This window comes from Allopseudospirillum japonicum (assembly GCF_900108915.1).
In the GTDB taxonomy this organism is placed as follows: domain Bacteria; phylum Pseudomonadota; class Gammaproteobacteria; order Pseudomonadales; family Halomonadaceae; genus Pseudospirillum; species Pseudospirillum japonicum.
In genome coordinates, this window is the sequence record NZ_FNYH01000007.1 from 60774 (window position 1) to 85836 (window position 25063).

Here is a 25063-nt window from a genome sequence, read left to right on the forward strand (position 1 = left end):
GATTCACGCCAGACAGCCAAACCTGCCACCGTACCTGGCACGCTACCGCCACCTGCCTACGGGGGGAGGGAACAGCCACAGTTGGGATGCACTGCAAGGCTTGGAACTGGGCAAAACCAATGCAACAGGAAGGAAGCACGAACAGCATGATGGGTTTCTGGCCTCCCTGCTTGCACCAACCAAAAAGCTAATTATGCCTAACGGCAAACTTCAGCCGCGCGCGCCTTTGGCGCGTCGGCTGGAAGTTTTTGTTGGGCGACTATTGCCAATCAGACTTGTTTCACTCGATATGTTACACCGCCCATGATACCTGCCTCAGGTAATGTTCTGTAGTCAGCTTTGCCGAATGATGAGACTTTTTGCTGCGCGTCCACATCCTCAATAACCCACTGCTTGTTATATGTATAAGGCCCTACATGGTCTTTCAAAAAAGAAAAATACAGTGTATTCAATAAATCCTGAACTGTATCGAATTGATTTATTTCTGCTTCCATTTCATTGTAGCCAAACTCAGACAAGTCGATAATTAAAGAGTTTTCATCAGGAAATTCGTCACCTTTTTTGATAGCTGTTTGAGAGGCGTCAAGCTTGGATTCAATGCGATTGATTTTTTCTGATAATTCTTGGGATATTTGCTTGCTTTGCTTTAACTCATCTAATTCTCTTTTTACAGAATCGATTATTTCACTAGACTCCTCAATTTCCTTGCCACCGTCTTTAACATGAAAGACATAATTTCGCATACTTTCACCGTATGCTCTTAATTCCGGCATAGCAACATTAGATATCGCTTTTGCATCCGTTCGAATTTCGATTAACAATTGCTTGGTATTTTCGTTTACAGCGTCCGTTTCTTTCTTTTGATGCAGTGAAAGCCATATTGCGACAATAGCTAAAACCAGGGAAGCAATACTTGCGATTAGCGATATAATAGTTTCTGCATCCATAAAGTTCTCCCGTTTTGTTACGTCTTACGCCCAACGTGGAGCTAAGGGGCGCGCCGCCGGCCTTATCGGCGGAGCGTCCCTCTTGAGCGCCGGGTTATGCCATGCGAGGTGCAAAATTGCCGAAGTACCTCTTCAAAGAGCTTGATATTACGTCTCGACAGTCGCCCTTCGCCAGCCTTACTACCAACTCAGGAAGACTCCCGTTCGCTAGGCCAAGTGCGGAACCCGCTTGAGCGGATAGTGACTTGCGGTTGTATATCGCCAACAGTCCTTCAAAGTCCCTACCTGATATCACCGTGTTGAACTCTGCGAGCGTTTGAGAATATATTGCTTCGACGTCTATTCCGCCTGCAAGTGAGTGCAACGCAGACGTCAATGCAGTAGCACCTTTGGCCTTTTCATCAAACATGTTGAGTTGGAATTTAATTTCACTGGCAGCTCTAAGTGAAACCTGCGTTTCCAGCTCCCCCTGCAAACGGGCGAATATGGCATCGGAGACGGCCTGAAAATCTGCGTTGTGATCGCGTGCCAATCGGTTACTGACTATCTCTAGAACCTCTCTTGTGCAGAATAGATTTTCAACCTCGGCAACTGAGAGAACGAAAATTGATTCTTGCTCCAGTTTCTGAATTTCAGCAGGCACTCGCCGGTCTCGATCAATAATTCCAGAGACATTCAGATGATGAAGTTGGGAATTTGCTTTGAGTGCCTTCACGGACTGAATTACTTGACTACAACTCCCAACGGGAATAACCAAAAAGTCTTTGAGAATCGCCGTGTATAGAGCGGAATCGTAACTGCCATTTATGCCCTCTACAAAAACGACGGGCTTTCGACTACCAAGGATTTCTAGCAACAAGTCTTCCGGGATGTTGTCGTCCGAATTAAAAGGCTCCCATTCCCAAACGGTTCCATCAAACGATTTGAGCCAAATCTTCTTCGAGCTTTCTTTCGCAGCCGCAAAATCCACGTCGTGGGTTAGGTAGATAAAAAGGCAGTCAGGCCTTAAGTGTTCGATCTCTGTCCAAAGTGGAGTTTGGATAGACTTATGCAAATGCAGTTCAGGTTCATCAACTACGATGATTCCATTTTGAGGTGCTGCCAGGCATTGGCCAATGAGGTAGAAAACAACCCTTTCTCCATCGCTCATTTCTGATGAGTTATATGTCTTCGATACATCACTAGAGACAGAAGTTTGAATTCGGAGCCCCCCAATAATCAGTTTCCTATGGGGAAGTATGGTTTCCCATACCTTCTTTACCTTGTCCAATTTCGTTGTTGGAGGGGATACGCGCAGATCGGTAGCTTTCGATGCGGTTAAGTATTTGGCACTCTCTTCTGTATGGTCGGAGAAAAGGTAGACCATTAACTTCTCGAAGTCGCTTAGCAGAGATACTGAAGGCTTATCGGCCCAACGGTATGCTTTTTTGTTTTGCCTTCCATGAATTGGGTTGCCAAATAGAAGATCGGTTTCGGCCAAATCAATTGCTGTTGGTGTAGATGTATCGGGCATTGCCAAGGATTTCTGGGCTGAAATTCTATGTACGCGTGAAGCATCTGGTGAATTGAATTCGATCCAAGTTCCCAACCGGGTTTTACCTGCGCCATTGGCACCGACGAACAGTAGGCTATTGGAGGTTTCAATCTCAACATTACCTCGATCCTTCGTTGGCAATGTCAATTTGTAATTGTTCAGCATGTGTGCGTACCTTGGTTTTTATAGGGCATAACGCTCGCCATAACCGGCCACAAAAAGTGGAGCGCAGCGCAGCTTTTTGTTGTCCGAGTTTATGGCTTTGTTAGAAAACTACTTAGAGTAAGGCTCAAATCTATGGCTATTATAATAATAAGCTGTAAACGTACCATCAGACTGAAGCACCCCTAAACGAATGTCGTAAGGTTCACGAAAGTAGTGAGATCCAGCATCATCTTGCGAATCAAATATTGGGTTCTCGCATACTTCTATAACAACAGCAGGTTCTCCTTCCAAGGGAAGCTTTCGATCCTTAAAGCCAGATTTCCACCGAACTAGATCGCCTTTTTTAAAAATATGTTGTTGACTATATCGCTCATATAATTCTAGTAATTTTTCTGGTGTAGCAACTGATTTCTTTTCAGTAATCGCTGAACTTATAAGCTGCTTTAATAGGTCTGTAGCATCAGAGCCCGACTCTTTGCTTAATAATGACATTAAAGCTTTGCTATCAATTTCCGACATTTCTTAAGCCCTCTACCCTAGTATTAAAATCTATTACATTTGACGTCTTTTCATCAGAAATACGGCCAAACATGAAGTTTGATTCGAGGCCGTTTTCATTTAATTCCTTTTCTGAGGTCGTTCTAAGTTCAGCAAGAATCTTCTCAGCGACCATAGACGATAACTTTTCCAAATCGACTTCTGGAGATTTAGTTTGCTGGTAGCTCTGTTCCAATTCAATATTATTAAAATTAAAGTACATTGCAGAAAGAAAAATAACGACTGCAAGAATGGTAATAACAACAACTAACCAGGCCACTATCGTAACCCTCCATATAAATGTCTTGCTCTATGAAATAAATATGCTTTTCCAACCACAGCATAAAGTAAGGTAAGCACAACAGATCCTGTACTTAATGCATTAACCAATTCTTCATTATCAGGAGCATCACTGAATGAAACAATGGAAAATGATGCAATAACAAAGCCCATTATTATAATAGGGTAAAAAGCGAATGCAGTTGCTTTCCACAGACTGCCTTCTTTGGACTTTGTGTCATCAAACCAAAAATCCATGGTTACACTCATGGTTATAGCCAATGTAAAAAACAGCAGTACACCATCTCTAGTTATATAAAATAGTGATACCTGTTCAGGATATGAGTATAAAGAATATCCGATTTTAACCCAAAGCTGAGCAAGCCCAAATAAAACTACGAGTATTGTCCAGTAAACCCCTTTTCCTGTAGCTCTAAACATCTCTACCATGCATCCTCAGTTCTATTGTTTTCTAACGCTCAAATCAGCCGCGCGTATTTTGCGTCGGCTGCATTGGTTTGTTAAGTTGCTTTGCTCGTTTCTTATCCTTAACCCACAATACAGAGCCATTTGTTTTTTTCATTTCAAACAAATCTATTGCCATAAATAGATCGCTCAATTTTTTGAATCCGTAATTTCGCTGGTCAAAAGATGCATGGTTAGAAATATGAGTGCCGATAGGTCCAAGCATAGCCCAGCCCTTTTCATCTTCCACTGCTTCGATAGCTTGTCGTAGCAAATTAATTAGTTTGGTATCGCTTTTAATATTCCGGATTTGTTTCTGAATGGGTTGTTCAATCTCTACTTCATCGTCTAAATATAGAAAGCGAGAGCAACTGTTCACAAAAGCTACTGGGGCTTTACGCTCGCCAAAACCAATAACGAATTTACCATCAGCCAGAGCCCTCGTTACTAGGGGAGTAAAATCACAATCAGATGATACAAGGCAAATAACATCAACATTTTTCGTATAAAGAACATCCATGACATCAATCACCAACGCCATATCAGTCGCATTTTTGCCTTTTGTAAGATCAAATTGCTGAATCGGTTGAATAGCAAACTCATGCAGCACATCTTCCCAAGCTTTCAGGTTTTGATTTTTCCAGTTCCCATAAGCTTTCCTGATATTGACCACACCATAACGAGCAAGCTCAGACAGCACTTTATCAATCTTTTTTGCTGGAGCATTATCAGCATCAATAAATACTGCAATTTTTTCTTTATCTTTCACTTATGCCTCCTTGCAACTTAACGCCGCATTAAGGTGTGACGCGCGCTTGCCATACTGTGAGCGAAGCGAAACCGGCAAGCGTAAGGAATCACTCTTAAATGCTTTGTTAGGCTCGTTCCCTGTGTGACATCAATGCCTCTAAGCCATTTTTTGCCATAACTTTAAGAATACAATACCTTACAACCCGTTCAAGCCCGTGAAAGCCGGGGGCTTTTTCTAAAATTTTTGCAAACTCACTATCAGGAACAACTGGACGCCCACCTCGTAACTCTTCTGCACGTACATTTGGTCGCACCCACCCACCAAATGTTGCACCCACATGAACATATTTACTTCTAAGGTCGTATGCTGCACCAATACTGTTTCTGATCTTATCTTTGCTTAAGAACATGAAACCTTGCTGTTCATCGAAAAATTCATCATCCAGTAAGTTGCAAATGGACTCAACAAAACAACGTTTGATAGACCTAAAGTTGCCTTGAAGCTGCCTAACAACTTTAGCACCATCAGGCATATTCTCTTCGATATTATTGAATAACTCCAATATTGAAGGAGCTATAATTTCATCGCGCTCATACGAAAAGAAACTAGCTAATATTTCAGCAGAGGTTATTAAGTGCAAATAAGCTATTTCTGGATCAGTTTCCGCATTTTGAAGTGCTCGCATATAAAATTTTGATGCCGCCAGTAATTTCGTTACTGCGTCAGAATCAAGGTCACTACTGAGCAAGAGCGGAAGAATTGATTCAACAACATTCAGGTTTAATGGAACTCGAAAGCAAGTTCGGGGTTCATATGAGTTGAAGTTATACCTATGATTGGAAATATGATTATAAGTCGTTAAATCAGGTGTTTGAAAAAAGCCACTGCCTTCTACCAAACCATGTGAATCAAAGCGTTTACCATATAACACCGATAAGTAAGCACAAAATACTTCACCAACCCCTGAGTAATCAGGGATAACAACACCAGCTTGTTTTTCTGGTGGAGCTTCTGTTCTAAATGCAATCATGTAAGCATTTCTTGAAACAGGGCTTTCAGTCCCTCTGACACGACCAGACTCACTTGCAAAATGACTATGCGCATGAGTTATAAGAAAGGCTTCATTTTCATACTCTCCAATTAGCCTGCTGGTCGTTGATACCAACAACTTTTGAATGCTTTCATCTGGTCTTAACGATAATGTCATTTAATTTCCTCTGAGAGCCTAACATTTAGTATAAGGCACTTTTGCCTTGTTATTTTGTATTGGTGTCTTTTTCAGGTATTTATGCTCTTGTATTGGGTTAAACCTGTTTTTTTGACAGGTTATACAATATTGTATTTAACTCCCTATCATAGCGAAAAGGCAATTTTATGAAAAATACACCAAAGAAAGCGTCGTTGCTACATGAAATGCGTAGTATTTTGCGAAGAGAAGGTTATGCTTACTCAACGGAGAATAGTTATTGCGATTGGGTACGGCGGTTCGTGACGTTTCATGGGTTTGAAAGCCGAGAAGCGATGTTGGTTGATTCGGCTCAGAAGGTGGAGTCGTTTTTAACGAATTTGGCGGTGGAGCAAAACGTGGCGCCTTCGACGCAAAATCAGGCGTTAAATGCGTTGGTATATTGTTTTAACCGAGTTTTAAATGCACCGTTTACGGAGGTAAAAGCGTGCCGTTCTCGTAAGGAGCCGCGCATTCCGGTGGTGCTTACAAAAAAGGAAGTTGGGGAAGTTTTGTCGTTGATGGATGGCACAACGGGGTTGATTGTTAAATTATTGTATGCCAGCGGTTTGCGGATTACTGAGGTGGTGCGTTTGCGGGTGCAGGATATTGATTTTGGTTTTAAGCAAATTACGGTGCGAGATGGTAAGGGCAAAAAAGACCGTGTGACGCCTTTGGCGAATAATCTGGTGCCGTTGTTGGAAGCGCAATTGGCTAAAGTAAAAACTTTGCATGAACAGGATTTAAAGCAAGGTTTTGGTTCAGTTTATTTGCCTTATGCGTTGGCTAAAAAATACCCGAATGCAGATAAAGAATTGGCCTGGCAATATGTCTTTCCAAGTCGGAGTTTGGCGGAAGACCCGCGTTCGGGCATGACACGCCGCCATCATGTGGATCAGTCATTGGTGAACAAGGCGATCAAGCGTGCGGTAAAGCAGTGCGGCATTTTAAAGAAGGTGAGCGCGCATACGTTTCGGCATTCGTTTGCCACCCATTTGCTGCAGACGGGGACGGATATTCGCACCATTCAGGCTTTATTGGGGCATGCTAATTTACAAACCACGATGATTTACACTCATGTATTGAAACAGGGCGGACAAGGGGTTGCGAGTCCGTTTGATACGCTGTGATTGAAACCGCCAGGCTTGGTGGTCTTGTTGGTATTCAATGAATGAACTTGTTTAAATGAGCTCACTGGATTCAATGCAGGATTAAACGATATGGCGGTGTTTTCGATTCAGCTTTTCCCAGTTTGGGTGTTGATATTTTCGGTGTATGCGTTTTGGGTACCGTGTTTTTTTGTGGCGTTGAAAAGCGCGATAGTGCCGTTGTTGATGGCGGTGATGCTGGGCATGGGGATGACGTTGCGCTGGGCGGATTTTCGTCGGGTTCGCACCCATTGGTGGGCGATTGTGCTTGGCGTGAGTTCATGTTATAGAACAAGTTAGCCACAGTTGTTTGTCCACCCGAGACAAGCAATGAGTTTGGTGAGCACTCTTTGTAGACATGGCTTTTACCTGTCCCTCTTGGTCCGAGCTCACAAACGTTGTAAGTGATACGGCAATACATTGAGCAGCAAACTCGGCCATATTAAAACGAGCTGAACCAAAAAATTTCCTCCCCTAGAAGAGGAGGAAAGCACCTGCATAAAATGGCTAATAAAGCGCAGCAATCACAAAAAAGTGTTAAGCAAAATAAGCCGCAAGGAAATCCTCAAAACTCCCTTGGTTGGCTTGTTCTAAATCGTGTGCTTGTTGTAAGGAAGACTCGACCAATTGGGCAAATAAAGCTTTGCGTGCTGGTTCCATGGTTGAGCGTTGATAATAAGCGGCTTGTTCGGCGGCTAACATTTGTCCTAACTCGATAAAGCTTAACTTCTCGCGTGCCATGATTGCGAGCATACGTGCTGACAAGGTGCGTTCTGGTTCGGCAATCCGTTGGTGGTAGTGGCTTAGCGCCTGCGCGAAAATCGGGGTTTTTTCTCCTAAATCCAAAAGTTCAGCGACAGGGGCTAGGCGTGCAAATAAATCTTCAGCTTGTTGAGCAAAAGGCACTTGTTGGCCATCAGGCGTATACAGGGTGAGTTGAGGATCTCGGCCTTGCTTGACCACGCGTGCATGATTTTGCTCGAGATAATGGCATTCGTCATCTTCAATAAAGGGGCTTGCTTCCAATAAGCAAAAGACTAAAAACAAATCGACAAAACGCATTTGGCGTACACTGATCCCTGCTGGCTGGAAAGGATTTACATCTAGGCAGCGCACTTCAATATATTCCACCCCACCTTCTGCTAACGCATCGGTCGGTTTCTGACCGCTACGTGCCACCCGCTTAGGACGAATATCACTGTAATATTCGTTTTCGATCTGCAAAATATTGGCATTAAGTTGCTGATATTCACCCGCAGCGTCTTTAATCCCTAAAGCTGCATAGTGCGGGTCTTGGCTGGCAATCGCGGTTTTTAAGGTCTCTATATAGGTATCTAAAGCGTTAAAACAAATCTTTAAGCTAGCTTGGGCTTTATTTTGATAGCCCAAATCTGACATGCGCAAGCTCGTTGCATAAGGTGCGTAGAAGGTCTGTTTGTCCCAAGGTTGGAGGCCATGCTGGGGGAAGGCATCGGCAAAGCTTTTATCAACCGCAGGGGACGCACCAAATAAGTAAATCAGTAACCAACTATAACGACGGAAGTTACGGATTAGGCCAAAGTAACGCGCCGAACGATAATCTTTATCTGCCTGTTCTGGGGTGAGACCATCCAAGTGGGCTAATAAAGGCCATAGGGTGTCTGGTAAAGAGAAGTTATAGTGCAAACCAGCAATCGTTTGCATGGTGCGCCCATAACGTATATCTAAACCACGACGATAAATAAACTTCATTAAACCAGAATGAGACTGACCATACTCAGCAATACGGATACTCTCATTGCCTTGGAGGCGGCAGGGCATACTTGTAGGCCAGAGCATTTCCTGAGCGAGCTGTGGATGCTCAGTTTGCGCATGTAAACGTCGATAGGTAAAACGGTGAATATCCTCTAAAAAAGCATGTGCTTGCTCACGCACCGAAAAAACCGGCGTAATAAACTCTAATAAAGATTCCGAATAATCCGTAGTGATATGTGGGTGTGTCAGGGTCGCACCGAGTACCTGAGGGTGATCGAGTTGGCTAATATCGCCATTGGCACAGGTACGCAAGGTTTCCTTTTCAATGCCTCGACGAATCCCTTGAAATAACCCCATGCGTGCGTAACGCTGTAGTTTTTTCAAATCGATGCTTTGCAGCTTGAGAGGATGCTTCTCTAAATGTGTAACAACAGAACTTTGAGTATTGAGCCTAGTAGACACGGCTGACTACCTTTGCAAGATAAAGGGTTAGACCTAGCCAAAGGCTAGGCATCAAAAAAAACGCAAGCAGCTAGTGGCTTTTTGCCTCTGTCTTTAGGGCTTTTTGTAAAGCCGCGGCCAAGCCGGTATTGAAAGGCTGCGCGCGTTCATTGGCCTTGGTTGGCATTTTGGTGCTGGCTTGAGAACGCGTTTTTGCTGGGCTTACAGGCATTTCCCGCGAGGGGGAGCGCATAGATAGACTAATACGTTTACGTTGCTGATCAAGGTCAAGTACACGTACTTGTACGATATCGCCCGCTTTGACGCAGGTGCGCGGATCGCTCACAAAATGGTCTGCTAACTCAGAAATATGCACTAGGCCATCTTGATGGACACCAATATCCACAAAAGCCCCAAAGTGGGTGACATTGGTAACCACGCCTTCTAAACGCATCCCAGGGCTTAAATCTGCAAGGCTTTCTACACCTTCGCGGAAATGGGCAAATTTAAATTCAGGGCGTGGATCTCGGCCGGGCTTTTCTAGTTCGTGCAGGATATCGATAAGCGTTGGCACCCCAAAATGATCATTAATATAGTCTTGCGGTTGCAAGGTGCGCAAAAAATGCACATCACCAATCAATGATCCTAAAGGGCGTTGGTGCTCTTGTGCAATCGCTTCGACCACACTGTAGGCTTCTGGGTGGACGCCAGACGCATCTAAAGGGTGTTCACCTTGACGAATACGTAAAAAACCCGCGCATTGTTCAAAGGTTTTAGGACCGAGGCCTTTGACCTTAAGTAATTGGCGGCGCTGGCTAAAACCGCCCGCTTGTTCACGCCAAGCGACAATCTGTGCTGCTAGGCGTGCATTCAAACCGGAAACGCGCGTTAATAAAGGAATGGAGGCAGTATTAAGCTCGACGCCAACCGCATTAACACAATCTTCCACCACGGCATCTAGGGTACGGGCTAAGGCAACTTGGGAGACATCATGTTGATACTGGCCGACACCAATCGATTTAGGTTCGATTTTAACCAGCTCTGCCAGTGGGTCTTGCAAACGTCGTGCAATGGACACTGCACCCCGTAAGGTCACATCTAAATCGGGAAATTCTTGTGCAGCCAGCTCAGACGCTGAATAAACAGAAGCACCGGCTTCACTGACCATAATTTTTTGTATTGGGTGTTCGCTGGCTAAATCTGCGACCACTTCGGCGGCTAAGCGATCGGTTTCACGGCTTGCAGTGCCATTGCCGATGGCAATGAGCTCGACTTGATAACGGCGGCATAAATCGACTAATGCGGTTTTGGCTTCTTGCCAGCGATTTTGTGGCGCGTGTGGGTATAAGGTGCTGGTGGTTAGTAAATGCCCATTGGCATCGACTAAAGCAACCTTGATGCCGGTACGTAAGCCTGGGTCTAATCCTAAAGTAATTTTGCCACCTGCAGGTGCGGCCAGTAATAAATCTTTTAAGTTAGCGGCGAATACTTGAATGGCCGCTTCTTCAGCCGCTTCACGCATTTGCTGAATGAGTTCAGTTTCTAATTGTGGTGCTAGTTTAACTCGCCAAGTCCAACGTACCACCTCATGCCACCATGCAGGTAATTGATGCAAGACAAGATGAAAATGCTGGGCGATTTGGATTTCACATGGATGTATGTCTTTTGGCCCCAGTTCTAATGCCTCAGGCAAGGCTAAGCTAAGCTGAAGAACCCCTTCGTTGCGGCCACGTAACAAAGCCAGCGCACGGTGTGACGGAATATTGGCAAGGGCTTCTTGATAGGCAAAATAGTCACTAAATTTGCTATCTGCTGGTGCTGGATCTGCCAAGGCTTTGGAAACAATCACGGCCTCTTGCGCCAAACGCTGACGTAAAGCCCCGACTAATGTAGGGGTTTCTGCAAATTGCTCCATCAGAATTTGCTTCGCACCTTCTAAAGCGGTTTTGACGTCCGTAATCTGGGGCGCTTCTGCCGTCAACGGCTGCAATGCTTTAGCTTCAAGTAAGATTTGGGCTTGTTGCTTTGGATCTTGGCTTGGATCTGCGAGTAAAGCTTCTACCAAAGGCAAAAGCCCTGCCTCGCGCGCATTTTGTGCTTTGGTACGGCGTTTGGGACGATAAGGTAAATAAAGATCTTCTAAGGCTTGTTTGGTGTCTGCAGCTTGGATATGGGCTTGCAATTCTGGTGTCAGTTGGCCTTGTTCTTCAATCGAGGCCAGAATGCGCGTGCGTCTATCAGCAAGCTCACGTAAATACTGTAAGCGTTCAGCAAGTTGGCGCAACTGAGTATCATCAAGTGCCCCTGTGACTTCTTTGCGGTAACGTGCAATAAAGGGAACGCTGGCGCCTTCATCTAATAAAGTGACTGTGGCGGCAACTTGTTGTTCGCGTACATTTAACTCTTGTGCAAGGGTTTGATTGATGCTCAGCATAAAGAATTCTTTTTGCAAATAGGTATTATGTCAAAATGGCCGCCAAATTGAGGTTTGGCGGCAGCTTTTGCTGGGGTTTTAAGGGCGGTCGTCTTCCACTTCCCCTTGAATAGGGACAATTAAATCTTGGCGTGTGAGTTTTAAAGCCAGTAAGGCCGAACCTGCAATATATACAGAGGAATAAGTACCTACGCTAATGCCAATAATCAGCGCGAGCGCAAAGTTATGGATTAAATCACCACCGACAAAAAAGAGGGCTAATAGTACCAGTAAGGTGGTTAAGGAGGTGACAAGTGTACGAGATAAGGTTTGATTTAAAGAAAGGTTGGCAATTTCTGCGGCATCTTCAATCCGTAGCATCCGGAAGTTCTCACGAATACGGTCGTACACCACAATGGTATCATTGAGCGAGTAGCCGATTACCGCCAGTACAGCTGCAAGCACTGTCAGGTCAAATTCGAGCTGAAAGAGTGAGAAAATCCCTAACAAAATCAAGACATCATGAATCAAAGCCAGAACTGCGCCTACTGCAAACTTATATTGGAAGCGGAAGGCAACGTATAGCATGACTACGCCAAGTGCCAGCAACATACCTAAACCGCCTTGTTCGCGTAGCTCCTCACCAACTTGAGAACCGACAAAAGCCGAACGCACCAACTCAATGGGATAGGCTTGCTGTGCTTGTAACAAACTGCGGACTTCATCGCCAACATCGGGTGAAAAGCCTTGTTGCAAACGCACCAGAATATCCGTGGCGGTGCCAAAGTTTTGCACAGTGACATCGGCATAACCGGCTTGCTCGAGCTGTTCGCGGATTTGCGCCAGCTCGGGAGCGCTTTCATAGCGTAGTTCTACCAAGGTTCCGCCGGTAAAATCTAGGCCAAATTGCATCCCTTGAATGGCCAAAGAACCAATCGAAATCACTAACAGGACAGCCGAGGCGATCAGCGCTAAGGTGCGCTTACCCATAAAATCAAGATGCGTTTTTAATAAATGCGACATAAAAACCTGCCTGTGTAAGGTGTCCAAGGTGCCAAAAATTTGCTCAGGCAGGGCCTAGCAAAGCCCTGCACAAAGGCAGCCTTAGAGAGATAAAGACTCTAATTGACGTTGGCGTCCATAGGTTAAGTTGACTAAGGCGCGTGTGACGACAATCGCAGTAAACATGGAGGTGATAATGCCAATGGATAAAGTTACCGCAAAACCTTTTACCGGCCCTGTGCCCATGGCAAATAAGATCACTGCGACCAGCAAGGTCGTGAGGTTAGCATCTAAGATTGTGGTGAAAGCACGCTCGTAGCCGCCATGGATAGCCGCATGGGGGGTGGCTCCATTGGCAAGCTCTTCTTTGATGCGTGCAAAAATTAACACGTTAGCGTCCACCGCCATCCCTAAAGTCAGCACGATCCCAGCAATCCCAGGTAAAGTCAGGGTTGCACCCAGAATCGACATGGCTGCGGTTAATAATAAAATATTGGCAGCCAAGGCAAGATTGGCATAAAGGCCAAAGCGCTTATACCACACCAGCATAAAGACCAGCACAAGGAACATGCCTAATTGGATAGAGGTCACCCCTTGGTCGATGTTTTGTTGTCCTAAGCTCGGGCCTATCGTGCGTTCTTCAACAAAGTAAATCGGCGCGGCTAAGGAACCTGCACGTAACAATAAAGAAAGCTCAGAGGCTTCACGCGTGGAATCAAGGCCAGTAATCCGGAAGCTGTTACCTAGAGCACTTTGAATGGTCGCTAGGGAGATAATGCCTTTTTCTACGTAAGGAATCCGTTCTTCGATTTTTTCACCACGTGCATTGGTAATGACACGGGTGCGGGTTTTATGCTCAATAAACAGCACCGCCATACGCCGGCCAATACTGGTACGGGTGGCATCGAGCATCAGCTTACCGCCTTGTGCATCTAAACGAATATTGACCTGTGGGTTGTTCTGTTCGTCAAAACCCACGCTGGCATTCGAAACACTATTGCCGGTAATAATCAGATCCCGTTCCAAAGTGGCGTTCCGCTGCGGGTTATCACGAAAGCGAAAGACTTCGGTTTCTGTGCTGGCGGCGGACGTTTTGGCTTCTAGGCGGAATTCAAGATTGGCCGTCGCGCCGAGAATCCGTTTAGCTGCCGCTGTATCTTGGATGCCAGGTAATTCAACCACGATACGGTTACGGCCTTGGCGTTGTACTAAAGGTTCAGAAACACCTAACTCATTGACACGATTACGCAAGGTAGTGAGGTTTTGCTCCACGGCATAATCTTCTAAGGCGCGTACTGAGGTTTCATTGAGGATGGCCATTAAGCGAAAATCGGTCGCTTGGGCTTCTGTGCTGACGGTAAATTCGTTGTATTCACGACGCATTAAAGCGGCGGCGGCTTCTAGATCTTCTTGATTGCGTAACCGCACTTGCAACTGGCCTTGCTCAACTTGTAAGCCTCGGTAGCGCAAGCCTTCCTTGCGTAATAAGGTTTTGATTTCACTGCTATACACTTCCATGCGTTGTTTCACTGCCGCTTGCATATCCACTTCAAGCAAAAAGTGTACCCCACCGCGTAAATCCAAACCGAGCTTCATTGGTTGGGCACCCAAGGCGCTTAACCAGTCTGGGGTACTTTCGGCGAGATTAAGCGCGACGACATAAGTATCTCCTAGTGCTGCTTGCACAAGCGGTTTCGCATTCAGTTGATCTTCACTGGTGTTAAAACGAATCAGGCCAGCATTTTGGCTTAATTCGCTGGCCAAAGGCGTAATGCCTGCATTTTCTAACGCTTGGATGGCTTGGTTTAGTTGGGTTTGCTCAACCTGTACCGAGCCTCTTGACCCGCTGATTTGTAAGGCGGGATCTTCTTGGAATAGGTTCGGTAATGAGTAGACAAAGCCCGCCAATACCAGCAGTGCAATCAGCAGGTATTTCCATAGAGGGTATTGATTGAGCATCGTGTGCTCCTTTTTCCTACATAAGAGGGATGCGAAAAATCAGAAGGGAAGAAGGCGCTAGCCCAGCGTATTAGCTGGGCTAGCTGAGATATGAAAGCTTAAGCACCTTTGATCGCTTTGAGAGTTCCCTTAGGCAAACCAGCGGTCACAGCTTGCTTTTGCACGTTGATTTCGACGTTTTCAGCAACTTCTAGACTAATAAATTCATCGGTTACCTTGGTGATACGACCAACAACACCACCGGCAATAGAGACTTCATCGCCTTTACTTAAAGAAGAGACCAGCTGTTTATGCTCTTTGGCACGCTTTTGCTGGGGGCGCATTAAGAAGAAATAAAAGATAATTACAAACCCGACCAGCATCAAAATCTGGTACATAGGGTTAGGTTGTTGCGCAGCCACCGCAGCGCCTTCAGCAAATGCAGGGGAAATTAAGGTAAAGCTCATAGAGGTCTCTCCACACAAAAGGATAAAATTAACATTCGGGCACAGCTAAGCCACGACGTGCATAAAAATCTTCGATAAAGGCGCTCAATGTACCCGCTTCTAGGGCCGCGCGCAAACCTGCCATCAGACGTTGGTAATAACGTAAGTTGTGGATACTGGCCAAGGTGGCGCCTAACATCTCGCCGCATTTATCTAGGTGATGTAAATAAGCACGCGAGAAGTTCTGACAGGTGTAACAGTCGCAATGTTCATCTAAAGGTGCGGTCTCGGTTTTATAACGGGCATTGCGGATTTTAATCACCCCATCGGTGACAAAATAATGGCCATTGCGTGCGTTACGGGTTGGCATAACACAATCAAACATATCCACACCACGGCGCACCCCTTCAACCAAATCTTCTGGCTTGCCAACACCCATTAAATAACGGGGTTTGTCGGCGGGCATAGCTGCAGGTAAATAGTCTAGAACTTTGAGCATTTCGGTTTTAGGTTCACCAACAGACAAGCCGCCAATGGCTAAACCATCAAAGCCAATATTGAGCAAGCCTTCCAAAGAACGATACCGAAGATCTTCATACATGCCGCCTTGAATAATGCCAAATAGGGCTGAGGGGTTATCTGCATGTGCTTGCTTAGAACGAGCGGCCCAACGTAGGGAAAGCTCCATTGAGGTGCGAGCTTGTTCATAGGTCGCTGGATAAGGCGTGCATTCATCAAAAATCATCACAATATCAGAGCCCAGTGCTCTTTGGACTTGCATTGACTCTTCTGGCCCCATAAAGACTTTGGCGCCGTTAATTGGCGAACGAAAGGTAACCCCTTGCTCGGTGATTTTACGCATGGCGCCAAGGGAAAACACTTGGAAACCACCCGAATCAGTGAGAATGGGTTTATCCCACTGCATAAAATCATGCAAATCCCCATGCGCTTGAATGACTTCTGTCCCCGGGCGCAACATCAGGTGAAAGGTATTGCCCAAAATAATATCAGCGCCTAGCTCGTGTAGATCACGAGGTAAAACCCCTTTCACCGTGCCATAAGTACCCACAGGCATAAAAGCGGGGGTTTCCACCACACCACGCGGAAAGTGCAGGCGCCCGCGTCTTGCTTTGCCTTCTGTGGTCAAACACTCAAAACGCATAAAAGAAGATGACATGGATGACCTCTTGGTTAAGCTTGGGGTGACTGAGACGCAGGATAAACTAGCATGGCATCGCCATAACTAAAAAAGCGGTATTGATGGGCTACTGCATGTTGATAAGCTGCCAAAGTGTGTTGATGCCCAGCAAAACTGGCCACCAGCATCAGCAAGGTGGACTCGGGAAGGTGAAAATTAGTGACCAGCAAATCCACAAGCTGCCATTGGTAGCCTGGATAAATAAAGATTTGTGTATCCCCTTGATATGCTTGCAGGGTACCACCGGCGCTGGCAGTTTCTAAGCAACGCACACTGGTCGTGCCTACGGCAATCACACGCCCACCGCGGGCTTTAGTCGCCTTGACTTGTGCGACAACCGCTTCACTGACACAAATCCACTCTTTATGCATTTGGTGGGTTTGGATGTCGTGGACGCGCACAGGCTGGAAAGTGCCTGCACCGACATGCAAAGTCACAAAGGCAACTTCTACCCCCTTTGCTGTAAGGGCATCTAGTAAGGCTTGGTCAAAATGTAAACCGGCTGTAGGGGCAGCAACCGCACCTGCATGACGCCCATAAACGGTCTGATAACGTTCTTTATCAAGCCGTTCATCTTCACGATCAATATAAGGTGGCAAGGGCATATGGCCTTGTGCATACAGAATATCGAGTAATGGTGTATCACCAACTACTTCCAATTGAAATAAATCACCTTCACGTCCTAAGCATTGCAAACAGACCCCTTGGGCAAGGTGCAATTGAGTACCTGCTTTGGGTGCTTTGCTGGCGCGAATGTGCGCTAGTGCTTGCTGAGTACCCTGTAAACGTTCAATGAGGATTTCGATTTTTCCGCCCGTATCTTTATGGCCGAATAAGCGTGCCGGAATTACACGAGTGTCATTGAACACCATTAAATCGCCCGCGCGCACATGTTGCAGCAAATCAGGAAATTGCTGATCTTGTAATTCTGAGCCCTTGAGCACTAGTAGGCGTGACCCTGTGCGTTCTGGACAAGGGTAGCGGGCGATCAAATGTTCGGGTAAGTCGAAAGAGAAATCACTTAATTGCATGGGATCAGAAGTACCTAGCTTTGAAGAAAAAGCATCTTAATAGAAAAAATGCGAAAAGTCATTGACTAGGGCAGAAAACGCCTTATAATACGCATCACTTCCTGATGACCCCCTCTTGCCGGAGTGGCGAAATTGGTAGACGCAGTGGATTCAAAATCCACCGCTGGCGACAGTGTGCCGGTTCGAGTCCGGCCTCCGGCACCATAGAATCATCTTTTGTTGTTCCTCGTAAACCCACTCTATTCTTTATAGTCCCCTCGATTCGATAAGTCTGAATCTAAGGGCTACCCAAGGTAACCCATAATTCATTTCTGTATCTGCACCTGTATCAAAATACCTGCAAGCTTTGTCCAATAAAAACCCCAAGTGTCAAGGTAACAATGGAACCTAAGGTCGTCATCGCAATGATGTTAGCCGCTAGTGCTGCATTGGCCCCCATCGCGCGTGCCATTACATAACTGGCTGCGGCAGTTGGGCTCGCAAAAAATAGAAAAAGTATACCTAACGTTTGTCCTTGATAGCCTAATAACCAAGCACCTAGCGTAAAAACCACGGGAATTAAAATCAATTTAATGCCACTGGCCATTAACGCTAATCGGGGATCTTCACGCAAGGCTTTGAGGTTGAGGCTGGCGCCAATGCATAAAAGTGCCATAGGTAAGGTGAGATTGCCTAGGGTTTGCCCTGTCTTCATTAAGGTATCGGGCACACTGATATTGAATATGCGCACAGCAGCACCTGCAGCCACGGCAAGAATCAAAGGGTTTTTAATCATATCTAAACACATCAATAGATATTGCTGGCCCTTGGCCCGATTGACTTGCTGAGGTGAATATAAATTTAAAGCAATCACTGACAAAAAATTATATACAAGAATTAACCAAGCCAGTAATAAAGAAGCCTGTCCTAAAGCGGTAGCGCCATACTGATTTAATGCTAAAGCAACCCCTACAATCCCTAAGTTGCCACGAAACCCACCTTGAATAAAAGCGCCTTTATCTGCATTCTGAGTAATCCAGTGTCGCGCAATCCAAACAAGAAAAGCATAACTCAGTAAGCTTGCTACTAATACATAAGCGAGTAGCTTAATATCGAAAAGATCAGTTAAAGGTGCCTTGAGAATACTAATAAAAATAAGTAAAGGTAAGGTAAGGCGAAACACTAGCTGAGAACCTGTTTGTACAAAGACATCATTAATCCAAGCCGCTCGATATAAAAGCGCGCCTAAAAAAACTAATAAAAAAACAGGTCCTGTGACAGCTAAAGTGGTTTCAAAGGTACTGAGCCAAGTCTGCATAAATTATGACAACCCAGCAAAAGCATAAACGAGTGCCGCAATTAAAACTGCGATAAAAACTAAATTGCGCTTTTGTTTATTTTCAGGTTGTCGAGAAGGACGTTCACTCGGTGTGCGTGAAGGTGTAGAATCGTCAGACACAAGCATTTCCTTGGATGAATGAATGGGCGTTTATGGTAGTCAAGGCACAGGGTTTATGTAAAGCCTTTGCTTCTGGAACTGGAATATATGATTTTAACCTAGAAGCAGATGCAGGCGAGCGGATTGCTCTGGTAGGGGCAAATGGTGCAGGTAAATCGACCAGCTTGCATTTGTTGGCGGGGGTGTTCACTCCCGATCAAGGGCAGGTGCAAGTGTGTGGGCAAAATTTTCCAAAAGCGCAAGCTTATTTAGGGTATGTACCAGAAAGCAGTCTGGCAGGTGTGGAAATGCCTGTGTTGGAGTTTTTACTTTTTGTCGCGCGCGCACGAGTATTATCAAAATCAGAACAAAGCCAACGTTTAGCCAGCGTTATACAAATTTTTGCATTAGAGCAAGTTCTGACACGCCCAATTCGGCATTTATCTAAAGGTTACCAACAAAGAGTTGGTTTGGCACAAGCCTGCTTACATCAACCAAAGCTTTTATTATTGGATGAACCGACTGACGGTCTAGATCCGCAACAAAAAGATAACTTTTACCAGTTTTTGCAGCAGATTTCTCCAGGAACTACCTTGATCCTGAGTACACATCAGGTGCAGGAAGTAGCTCATTTTTGTACTCGTTTATTGATTTTAGAACAGGGGTACTTGCGCTTTGATGCACCGCCAGAGCAGTTATTAAAAATAACAAAGCAAACACAATTGGAGACTGCATTTCTCACTTTTACCCAACAAAAACTTTGGAATACTTATGCGTCATCAGGGAATCTATGCGGTTTATCTACGTGAGCTTGCGCTCTATTTTTATTCACCTTTAGCTTATATTTTTATGGGGGCTTTTCTCGCCTTAAGCACAGGGATTAGTTTTTATGGGCTAGACTTTTATCAGCGTCAACAAGCTGATTTACTGCCATTTTTTAATTTGCATCCTTGGTTATATACGATTCTGGTGCCTGCTTTAGGTATGCGTCTTTGGGCGGAAGAAAAAGCTAGCCAAAGCCTCAAATTAATTTTAAGCCTAAATTTAAAAAATCATGAATTGATCTTAGGTAAATTTCTGGCCGCTTGGTCTCTAATTGGTTTAACTTTGATTTTTAGTTGCCCGATGTGGATAAGTTTAGCTTATTTAGGGGAGCCAGATCATCAAGTGATTTTTAGTAGCTATTTGGGAAGCTGGCTGCTTGCAGGTATTTATTTAAGTATGGCGCAAGCTTTATCTTTATTGGCACGACATCAAATTAATGCTTGGCTACTGGCCTTGATAACAGGTTTGCTGATTAGTTTATTAAGTTTGGAGCATCTATTAGATTTTATTTTACCTTGGGTCTAGTGGCTTTGGCTGATATTGTATTTTTTATAATTAGTATTAGCTTTTGGTTGCTGATGAATCAGCTGTTTTTGACATATCAGAAGCATCAAGGATTTTAAGGCTAGGGGATAGCTTATGTTTAAGTTAATAATAAAAGTCATCGCCCTTTTGGTAGCTTATATTAGTCTATTGTCAATCAATCAAAAATACCTTGCCCAATATACTTGGGATTTTACCGAAAACAAGATGTATACATTAAGTCATGCAAGTCAAAATTTGCTTGATCGGGTCACAGAAGAGATTCATTTTGATTTTTATTATTCTGAATCGCTTGCAAGAGCCCATCCTAAATTTGCAGCTTATGCAAATAATGTACGTTATTTTTTACAGCACTATGCGGCGTACTCAGAAAAAATCCATTTTAATTTAATTGACGTACAGGCATTTTCGAGACAAGCCGCGCAAGCGCAAGCACTAGGGTTAAGTGCTGTCCCGACGGGGGCTTTGGCAAAAGATTTATACTTGGGTTTGGTGATGCAAAGTCCGCAAAAAAAGCAGCAAGTCGTGCCTTTTTTTTATCCCGATCAGGCACACTTGTTAGAGTATCAAATCAGCCAACACTTAGAGCAATTAATTCACCCACAAAAGGCGCGTTTGGGGGTGTTAACTTTATTGCCTTTACAAGGAAGCTTCGATTTTGAGAAGGCGCGCACGCGACCGGCTTGGCCATTGTGGCAAGCGTTAAATCAGCAATATCAGGTGACTTATTTGGGCAATAGCACAGCATGGCAAGCACAAGATTTTGATTTATTGCTGGTATTGGCCCCGCAACATCTTAACGCTAAGACACTTGCGCAGATTAAAGCTGCAATGTTAGCGCAAGTACCTGCATTAATTTTTGTTGACCCTCTCCCTGAAAGTCACACGTACCCAAGTATCAGTTCAGTCACAGATTGGCTTGCATCTTGGGGGATTCAGTGGTCGCAAGAGACTTGGACTGCGGATTTAAATCTTGGGGTGCAGGTGCAAAATGACCAAGGGCATATCGAAACCAACCCTAGTATTTTGCGTTTAACAAGCGATTATTTTGCTAAGGATCACCCAAGCAGTCAAAACTTGCAGCATCTTGTTTTTGCTAGTGCTGGGGCACTTGAGTTTAGTCAGACACATGAGTTGCAAGTACAACCTCTTGTGTGGACTTCGGGCCAAAGTGTGCAACAAGCCAAAGCGCTTTGGTCGACGGATGCCGCAACCTTGTTTGCACAAACGCCGCTAGGTGATGCTAGTTTTATTTTGGCTGCAGATATTCAAAGTGCCCAAGGTGAACGTTTTGCCTTGATTGCGGATACGGATTTGTGGGATTTGCGTTTTTGGGGCCAAGAAACCCAAGTTTTAGCGAAACCTTATATTCAAGCTTGGGCCGATAATGTGTCTTGGATATTGAATCTGGTTGATGTTTATTTGGGAGCACCAGAATTAACGGCTTTGCGTACGCCTTTAAATATTGAACGGCCTTTTACACGCGTCCAGGCTTTGCAGCGTCAAGCGGACATTGAGTTTCGTGCACAAGAAACTGTGCTAGCGCAAACCTTAGCAGAATTAGAGCAGCAATTAGCGCCTTTGCTGGAAGCCAATCAAAGACTGGATCAAGATCAAGTCGCACAATTGGAAGCCCTCTTGCTGCAAAAACAACAAATGCAACAAGCACTAGTCCAAGTGCGCCAACAACTAGCGCAGCAAGTGCGGGCACTAGAATATTTACTGAAAGGATTAAATATTGTTATCTTTCCGCTAGGATTTACCTTGCTATGTGCAGGGTTTGCGTGGCATATACGTCAACGCAAGCGCACACGATTACTGGTATCTTTGCGTATAGCGTCGCAAAAACAGCACCAAGCAAACTGCTAAGCACAGTCGCATTTTTATGAGGGTGGTGATGAACAAGGTCTTAAGTTTTCCTATTTGGCAAGTTGGTGTGTTTATCGCTCTCATAGGGGCAGGAATTTTTGCCTTACAACGTCAACCACCACAGGTAGTGAGTGCTGAAAAGACCTTGCTTCATCCGTTGATTCCTGAGCAAATAGAACGGATTCACATCCAGACGACAGAAGTAATTAGTTTATACCGAGATTTACAGGCCCCTAATCCACAGTGGCGTTTGCAACAAAGAGCAGGTTATCTCGCCCAAGCTGATGATGCAGATCGCTTATTGCATCAGTTAAGTCAGGCACGCATTCTTGATATCAAAACTCAGGATACGAATGAATATGCCCATTTCGGGGTCGCCATGCCTGCACAAGATTTACCAGTACAAATACAGGTTTTTTCGCGTCAAGGGCCAGTTTTGGATGTATTGCTAGGTTATCCCAGTGCGCAAGGTCAATATGCGCGTTTCACTGCGGGAAAGGAGGTGTATCTGCTTGATCAAGTATTTGAGGTACCAACCCGAGTTGCTGCTTGGTTAGAGCCGCATTTGGTGGATATTCCTGCGGCGAATGTACATCAAATTTTATACTTCCGTGGGGAGCAAACCCAACCACATTTACATTTGCAACGACCAGAAGACGGCGCACCTTTGCAGGTTTTGTTACCTAAAAAGGAAACCAAATTAGATACCGCCTTGTTGGAAGGCTTAGCTATGAGCCTGAGTCAATTACAGTTAGAAGATGTTGCGCGGCAAGCGCCTCAACAGACGAGTATCATGCGTATACGCTTTATTACTTGGGATGGATTAATTTTAGATGTCAAAGTTTACCAAGGAGGCTGGATTCATCTACAAGCGAGCACCTTACCGGAAACTGAGCCCGTTGCGGGGGCAAAAGCGCACACACTCAATCAAGCTTGGCAAGCAGGCTACTTCCTAATTAATCCTTATGCTTTTGAACAACTTTTGCAGACATGGGATAAGTTACAGCATCCACAATGGCCGCCTGAAGCCTAAACAGAGTGGATTCATTGCAAACTTTTGTTTAAATAAGTGAGTTTTTGTGTATATTAGCTTTACGCTGGTATTTTACCTCTGAGATCTTGGTGAGCCAAAACCTTGCTAAGCCTCAGTGATCTAGCAGATTAATCAGTAAAGACTCATCACACTTAGACATGCACTATGCTATGATGCGAGCCAGATTAGCGGGTTTAAAGTAAATGCTTTAAACCTCAACCCTTGGGAAGGATGTGAATTTCACCTCCGTGGACCTAGATCGGACGTAGTCAATTTCCATGCAAACCTCCTCCGAGACATCCACTGATACAGAAGCACTGGATGAACAGCCAAAAGGCCAGTTATTAACCACACCGGAAAGCATTTATCGCTTATTGCACCGGTTGTCGGATAGTAATATCCCTTTAAAAATCCGTTTTAATGCGGTCGAAGGGGTCTATGGTACTTACGTGGTGAAAGCAGATTATAAAGAACGTATCGTGATTTTTGATGAAGTCATGCCCGAATGGGGTGGCAAATTAATGAGTCGTGGTACGCCTTTTTTCTTTGAGAGCTTTTATCAAGGTTGCCGGATTACTTCCAGTGAAATGCGTGCCATTGCGCGTGGCATGAAAGACGGTAGCGCCATTTATAAGGTGGCCTTTCCCGAGCAGCTAGATTATTTACAAAGACGGCGTTTTTTTCGTGCCACGATTCGGCGTGCGGTCGAAGTGAAAGTCGATTTAGGAACCTTCTCCGAGCCGTTAAAACGACATCTTGGTTTGTTAAGAGACCTTTCTGCGCAAGGTTGCCAAATCGAGTTTAATACAGATCAAAGTGATATCTTGCAAGCGGGACAAATCTTTGATCAATGTATTATGACTTATCCGAACGGACAAACGATTGAGTTCGGTGTCGAGCTGCGGCATGTGGCTTACAATGATAAGCGAGATATGACAGTTTGCGGGTGCCAATTTATTTTGTTAAGCGCTATGGACGAGCGTCGTATTTCCTTTTGTGTGGCGGAAATCCAGCGTGATAACGCACGTTTTAGTTCGACAAAAGGGGTGGTTACTTCAGCATCGCCTTTGTTTATTCCTAAACCTGCAGAAGCAGAGGAAGCCACCAGCGAGCGTAAACGTGACTTACCTGAGTCTATTCGCTCCAGTGTTGAGGAAATGAAAGCACGTCAAGCTGAAGTCAACCGCCAGCAAAGAGAACAGCAAGTCCGCCAGGCGTATGCCAATGCACGCGCTGCAGTGAAATCTTTGGTAGCGAGGTTGCGTTTAAAACAGCCACTCCCCATGAGTTCCACCCGTGATGCTGTGGATCAGTTGTTAAATGCCTTGCATCAAGATCGTCAATATTTGCTTCTATTAACACGTATTCGTCAGCCTCAAGAATATCTGTTCGAACATAGTGTGAGTGTTGCCGTGTTAATGGCAGATTTGGCGCGTTCTCGTGGTGCCAATGATGAAGATTTGCGTCACTTATTATTGGCGGGTTTATGTCATGATATAGGCAAGGGTTTAATTCCAGAACACGTCATTAATAAGCCAGGGCCACTGACACCAAGCGAAGCGCGTGTGATGGGCAAACACTCGTTAATTACACGTGAATTATTGAGCCGTCAGCGTGATATTCCGGATATTGCCTTGCGTATTGCAACGGAAAACTGTGAACGTTTGGATGGTAGTGGACGCCCAGAAGGTTTAACCAAAGAGCAAATATCAACTTTTGGTCGCCTAGCTGCCGTAGCTGATGTGTATGATGCTTTGACCAATGAGCGTTGTTATCGTAATGCCGCTGTGCCTGCAGCTGCAATGAAGAAGCTTTATCGTGAGCCTGAACAATTTGATGCGTTTTGGGTACAGCAGTTGATTCGTGTTTTGGGATTATTCCCTGTCGGTTCTTTGGTGCGCTTTGAAAATGGTCAGCTTGCTTTTGTGACTGAGCTAAACGAGCAGGCGAAACCAAGTCGCGTACGTTTAGTTTATGATCTGAAGCAATTACAGCCCCTACCAGGCGAAGAAATTGATCTCAATCAAAATCAGGACTTGGGTAAACTGGTTGGGCCAGAAGAGCCTAGCCGTTATAACTTGTCTAACCAAATGCTCGCGCCAAACCTTTAACGCTTATGGGG

General features: G+C 45.0%; 23 protein-coding genes, 1 tRNA gene and 1 pseudogene. 8 read left to right on the forward strand and 17 right to left on the reverse strand.

The genetic code is table 11. From position 1 onward, the window contains the following. Positions 1-269: 269 nt before the first annotated feature. From BMX05_RS07755 to BMX05_RS07785, 7 genes are all read right to left on the reverse strand, one after another. A complete protein-coding gene (locus BMX05_RS07755) occupies positions 270-947 on the reverse strand; it encodes a hypothetical protein (protein ID WP_093309694.1) in 678 nt (225 codons plus the stop codon). Positions 948-1041: 94 nt separating this feature from the next. After that, positions 1042-2646 carry a DUF4435 domain-containing protein gene (locus BMX05_RS07760; RefSeq protein ID WP_093309699.1) on the reverse strand — a complete coding sequence of 535 codons (1605 nt, stop codon included), beginning with the start codon at positions 2644-2646 and terminating at the stop codon, positions 1042-1044. A 108-nt stretch (positions 2647-2754) separates the two neighbouring features. After that, the gene (locus tag BMX05_RS07765; RefSeq protein WP_093309704.1) at positions 2755-3165 is read right to left on the reverse strand and encodes a hypothetical protein; all 411 of its coding nucleotides are present in this window, start codon (positions 3163-3165) and stop codon (positions 2755-2757) included. After that, positions 3152-3463 (reverse strand): hypothetical protein, encoded by a 312-nt coding sequence (locus BMX05_RS07770; protein ID WP_093309709.1) that lies wholly within the window; start codon positions 3461-3463, stop codon positions 3152-3154. The genes BMX05_RS07765 and BMX05_RS07770 overlap by 14 nt, the downstream gene beginning before the upstream one ends. After that, on the reverse strand, positions 3463-3903 hold the full coding sequence (locus BMX05_RS07775) for a hypothetical protein (protein ID WP_143051952.1): 441 nt from the start codon (positions 3901-3903) through the stop codon (positions 3463-3465). The genes BMX05_RS07770 and BMX05_RS07775 overlap by 1 nt, the downstream gene beginning before the upstream one ends. 43 nt (positions 3904-3946) lie before the next feature. Next, positions 3947-4696: an NYN domain-containing protein gene (locus tag BMX05_RS07780; protein WP_093309717.1), complete on the reverse strand. Its 750-nt coding sequence runs from the start codon at positions 4694-4696 to the stop codon at positions 3947-3949. Positions 4697-4802: 106 nt separating this feature from the next. Next, positions 4803-5885, reverse strand: coding sequence for a HEPN domain-containing protein (locus BMX05_RS07785; RefSeq protein WP_093309720.1), 1083 nt, complete (start codon positions 5883-5885; stop codon positions 4803-4805). Between the two features lie 167 nt (positions 5886-6052). On the opposite strand from BMX05_RS07785, the gene BMX05_RS07790 reads away from it, so the two are divergent. Further along, a complete protein-coding gene (locus tag BMX05_RS07790) occupies positions 6053-7033 on the forward strand; it encodes an integron integrase (protein ID WP_093309723.1) in 981 nt (326 codons plus the stop codon). Between the two features lie 90 nt (positions 7034-7123). Then, positions 7124-7351 (forward strand): hypothetical protein, encoded by a 228-nt coding sequence (locus tag BMX05_RS12485; protein ID WP_177166830.1) that lies wholly within the window; start codon positions 7124-7126, stop codon positions 7349-7351. Positions 7352-7379: 28 nt separating this feature from the next. On the opposite strand, the pseudogene BMX05_RS13015 reads toward BMX05_RS12485, so the two are convergent. The 8 genes and pseudogenes from BMX05_RS13015 to queA all read right to left on the reverse strand — a co-directional run. Continuing rightward, positions 7380-7472, reverse strand: a pseudogene (locus tag BMX05_RS13015) (BREX system Lon protease-like protein BrxL); the annotation flags it as partial. Between the two features lie 116 nt (positions 7473-7588). Continuing rightward, complete coding sequence (gene gshA, locus BMX05_RS07800) at positions 7589-9247, reverse strand: glutamate--cysteine ligase (protein WP_281246220.1); 1659 nt, start codon at positions 9245-9247, stop codon at positions 7589-7591. 70 nt (positions 9248-9317) lie between these two features. Next, complete coding sequence (locus tag BMX05_RS07805) at positions 9318-11660, reverse strand: Tex family protein (RefSeq protein ID WP_093309727.1); 2343 nt, start codon at positions 11658-11660, stop codon at positions 9318-9320. A gap of 78 nt (positions 11661-11738) precedes the next feature. Continuing rightward, positions 11739-12662, reverse strand: coding sequence for a protein translocase subunit SecF (gene secF / locus BMX05_RS07810; protein WP_093309732.1), 924 nt, complete (start codon positions 12660-12662; stop codon positions 11739-11741). A gap of 81 nt (positions 12663-12743) precedes the next feature. Continuing rightward, positions 12744-14600 carry a protein translocase subunit SecD gene (secD, locus tag BMX05_RS07815; protein ID WP_093309736.1) on the reverse strand — a complete coding sequence of 619 codons (1857 nt, stop codon included), beginning with the start codon at positions 14598-14600 and terminating at the stop codon, positions 12744-12746. A gap of 98 nt (positions 14601-14698) precedes the next feature. Then, positions 14699-15046, reverse strand: coding sequence for a preprotein translocase subunit YajC (gene yajC / locus BMX05_RS07820; protein ID WP_093309740.1), 348 nt, complete (start codon positions 15044-15046; stop codon positions 14699-14701). Between the two features lie 28 nt (positions 15047-15074). Then, the gene (tgt, locus tag BMX05_RS07825) at positions 15075-16187 is read right to left on the reverse strand and encodes a tRNA guanosine(34) transglycosylase Tgt (protein WP_395855199.1); all 1113 of its coding nucleotides are present in this window, start codon (positions 16185-16187) and stop codon (positions 15075-15077) included. A 29-nt stretch (positions 16188-16216) separates the two neighbouring features. Continuing rightward, positions 16217-17254, reverse strand: a complete 1038-nt coding sequence (gene queA / locus BMX05_RS07830) for a tRNA preQ1(34) S-adenosylmethionine ribosyltransferase-isomerase QueA (protein ID WP_093309746.1) — start codon at positions 17252-17254, stop codon at positions 16217-16219. A gap of 117 nt (positions 17255-17371) precedes the next feature. Here queA and BMX05_RS07835 point away from each other — a divergent pair. Next, positions 17372-17458: transfer RNA gene (locus BMX05_RS07835), tRNA-Leu, on the forward strand. A gap of 124 nt (positions 17459-17582) precedes the next feature. On the opposite strand, the gene BMX05_RS07840 is transcribed toward BMX05_RS07835, so the two are convergent. Beyond that, on the reverse strand, positions 17583-18551 hold the full coding sequence (locus BMX05_RS07840) for an AEC family transporter (RefSeq protein WP_093309748.1): 969 nt from the start codon (positions 18549-18551) through the stop codon (positions 17583-17585). Positions 18552-18554: 3 nt separating this feature from the next. After that, a complete protein-coding gene (locus tag BMX05_RS12490) occupies positions 18555-18692 on the reverse strand; it encodes a hypothetical protein (RefSeq protein WP_177166837.1) in 138 nt (45 codons plus the stop codon). Positions 18693-18706: 14 nt separating this feature from the next. Between BMX05_RS12490 and BMX05_RS07845 the strand changes: the two genes are divergently transcribed. From BMX05_RS07845 to BMX05_RS07865, 5 genes are all read left to right on the forward strand, one after another. Next, positions 18707-19480: an ABC transporter ATP-binding protein gene (locus tag BMX05_RS07845; RefSeq protein ID WP_093309752.1), complete on the forward strand. Its 774-nt coding sequence runs from the start codon at positions 18707-18709 to the stop codon at positions 19478-19480. Further along, complete coding sequence (locus tag BMX05_RS07850; protein ID WP_093309757.1) at positions 19443-20021, forward strand: ABC transporter permease; 579 nt, start codon at positions 19443-19445, stop codon at positions 20019-20021. Before BMX05_RS07845 ends, BMX05_RS07850 begins: the two co-directional genes overlap by 38 nt. A 114-nt stretch (positions 20022-20135) precedes the next feature. Continuing rightward, positions 20136-21908, forward strand: a complete 1773-nt coding sequence (locus BMX05_RS07855; protein ID WP_093309762.1) for a GldG family protein — start codon at positions 20136-20138, stop codon at positions 21906-21908. 28 nt (positions 21909-21936) lie between these two features. After that, entirely contained in the window at positions 21937-22941 is a 1005-nt protein-coding gene (locus tag BMX05_RS07860; RefSeq protein ID WP_177166838.1) for a DUF4340 domain-containing protein, read from the forward strand. Positions 22942-23219: 278 nt separating this feature from the next. Continuing rightward, positions 23220-25052 carry an HD domain-containing phosphohydrolase gene (locus BMX05_RS07865; RefSeq protein WP_093309772.1) on the forward strand — a complete coding sequence of 611 codons (1833 nt, stop codon included), beginning with the start codon at positions 23220-23222 and terminating at the stop codon, positions 25050-25052. Positions 25053-25063 lie beyond the last annotated feature (11 nt).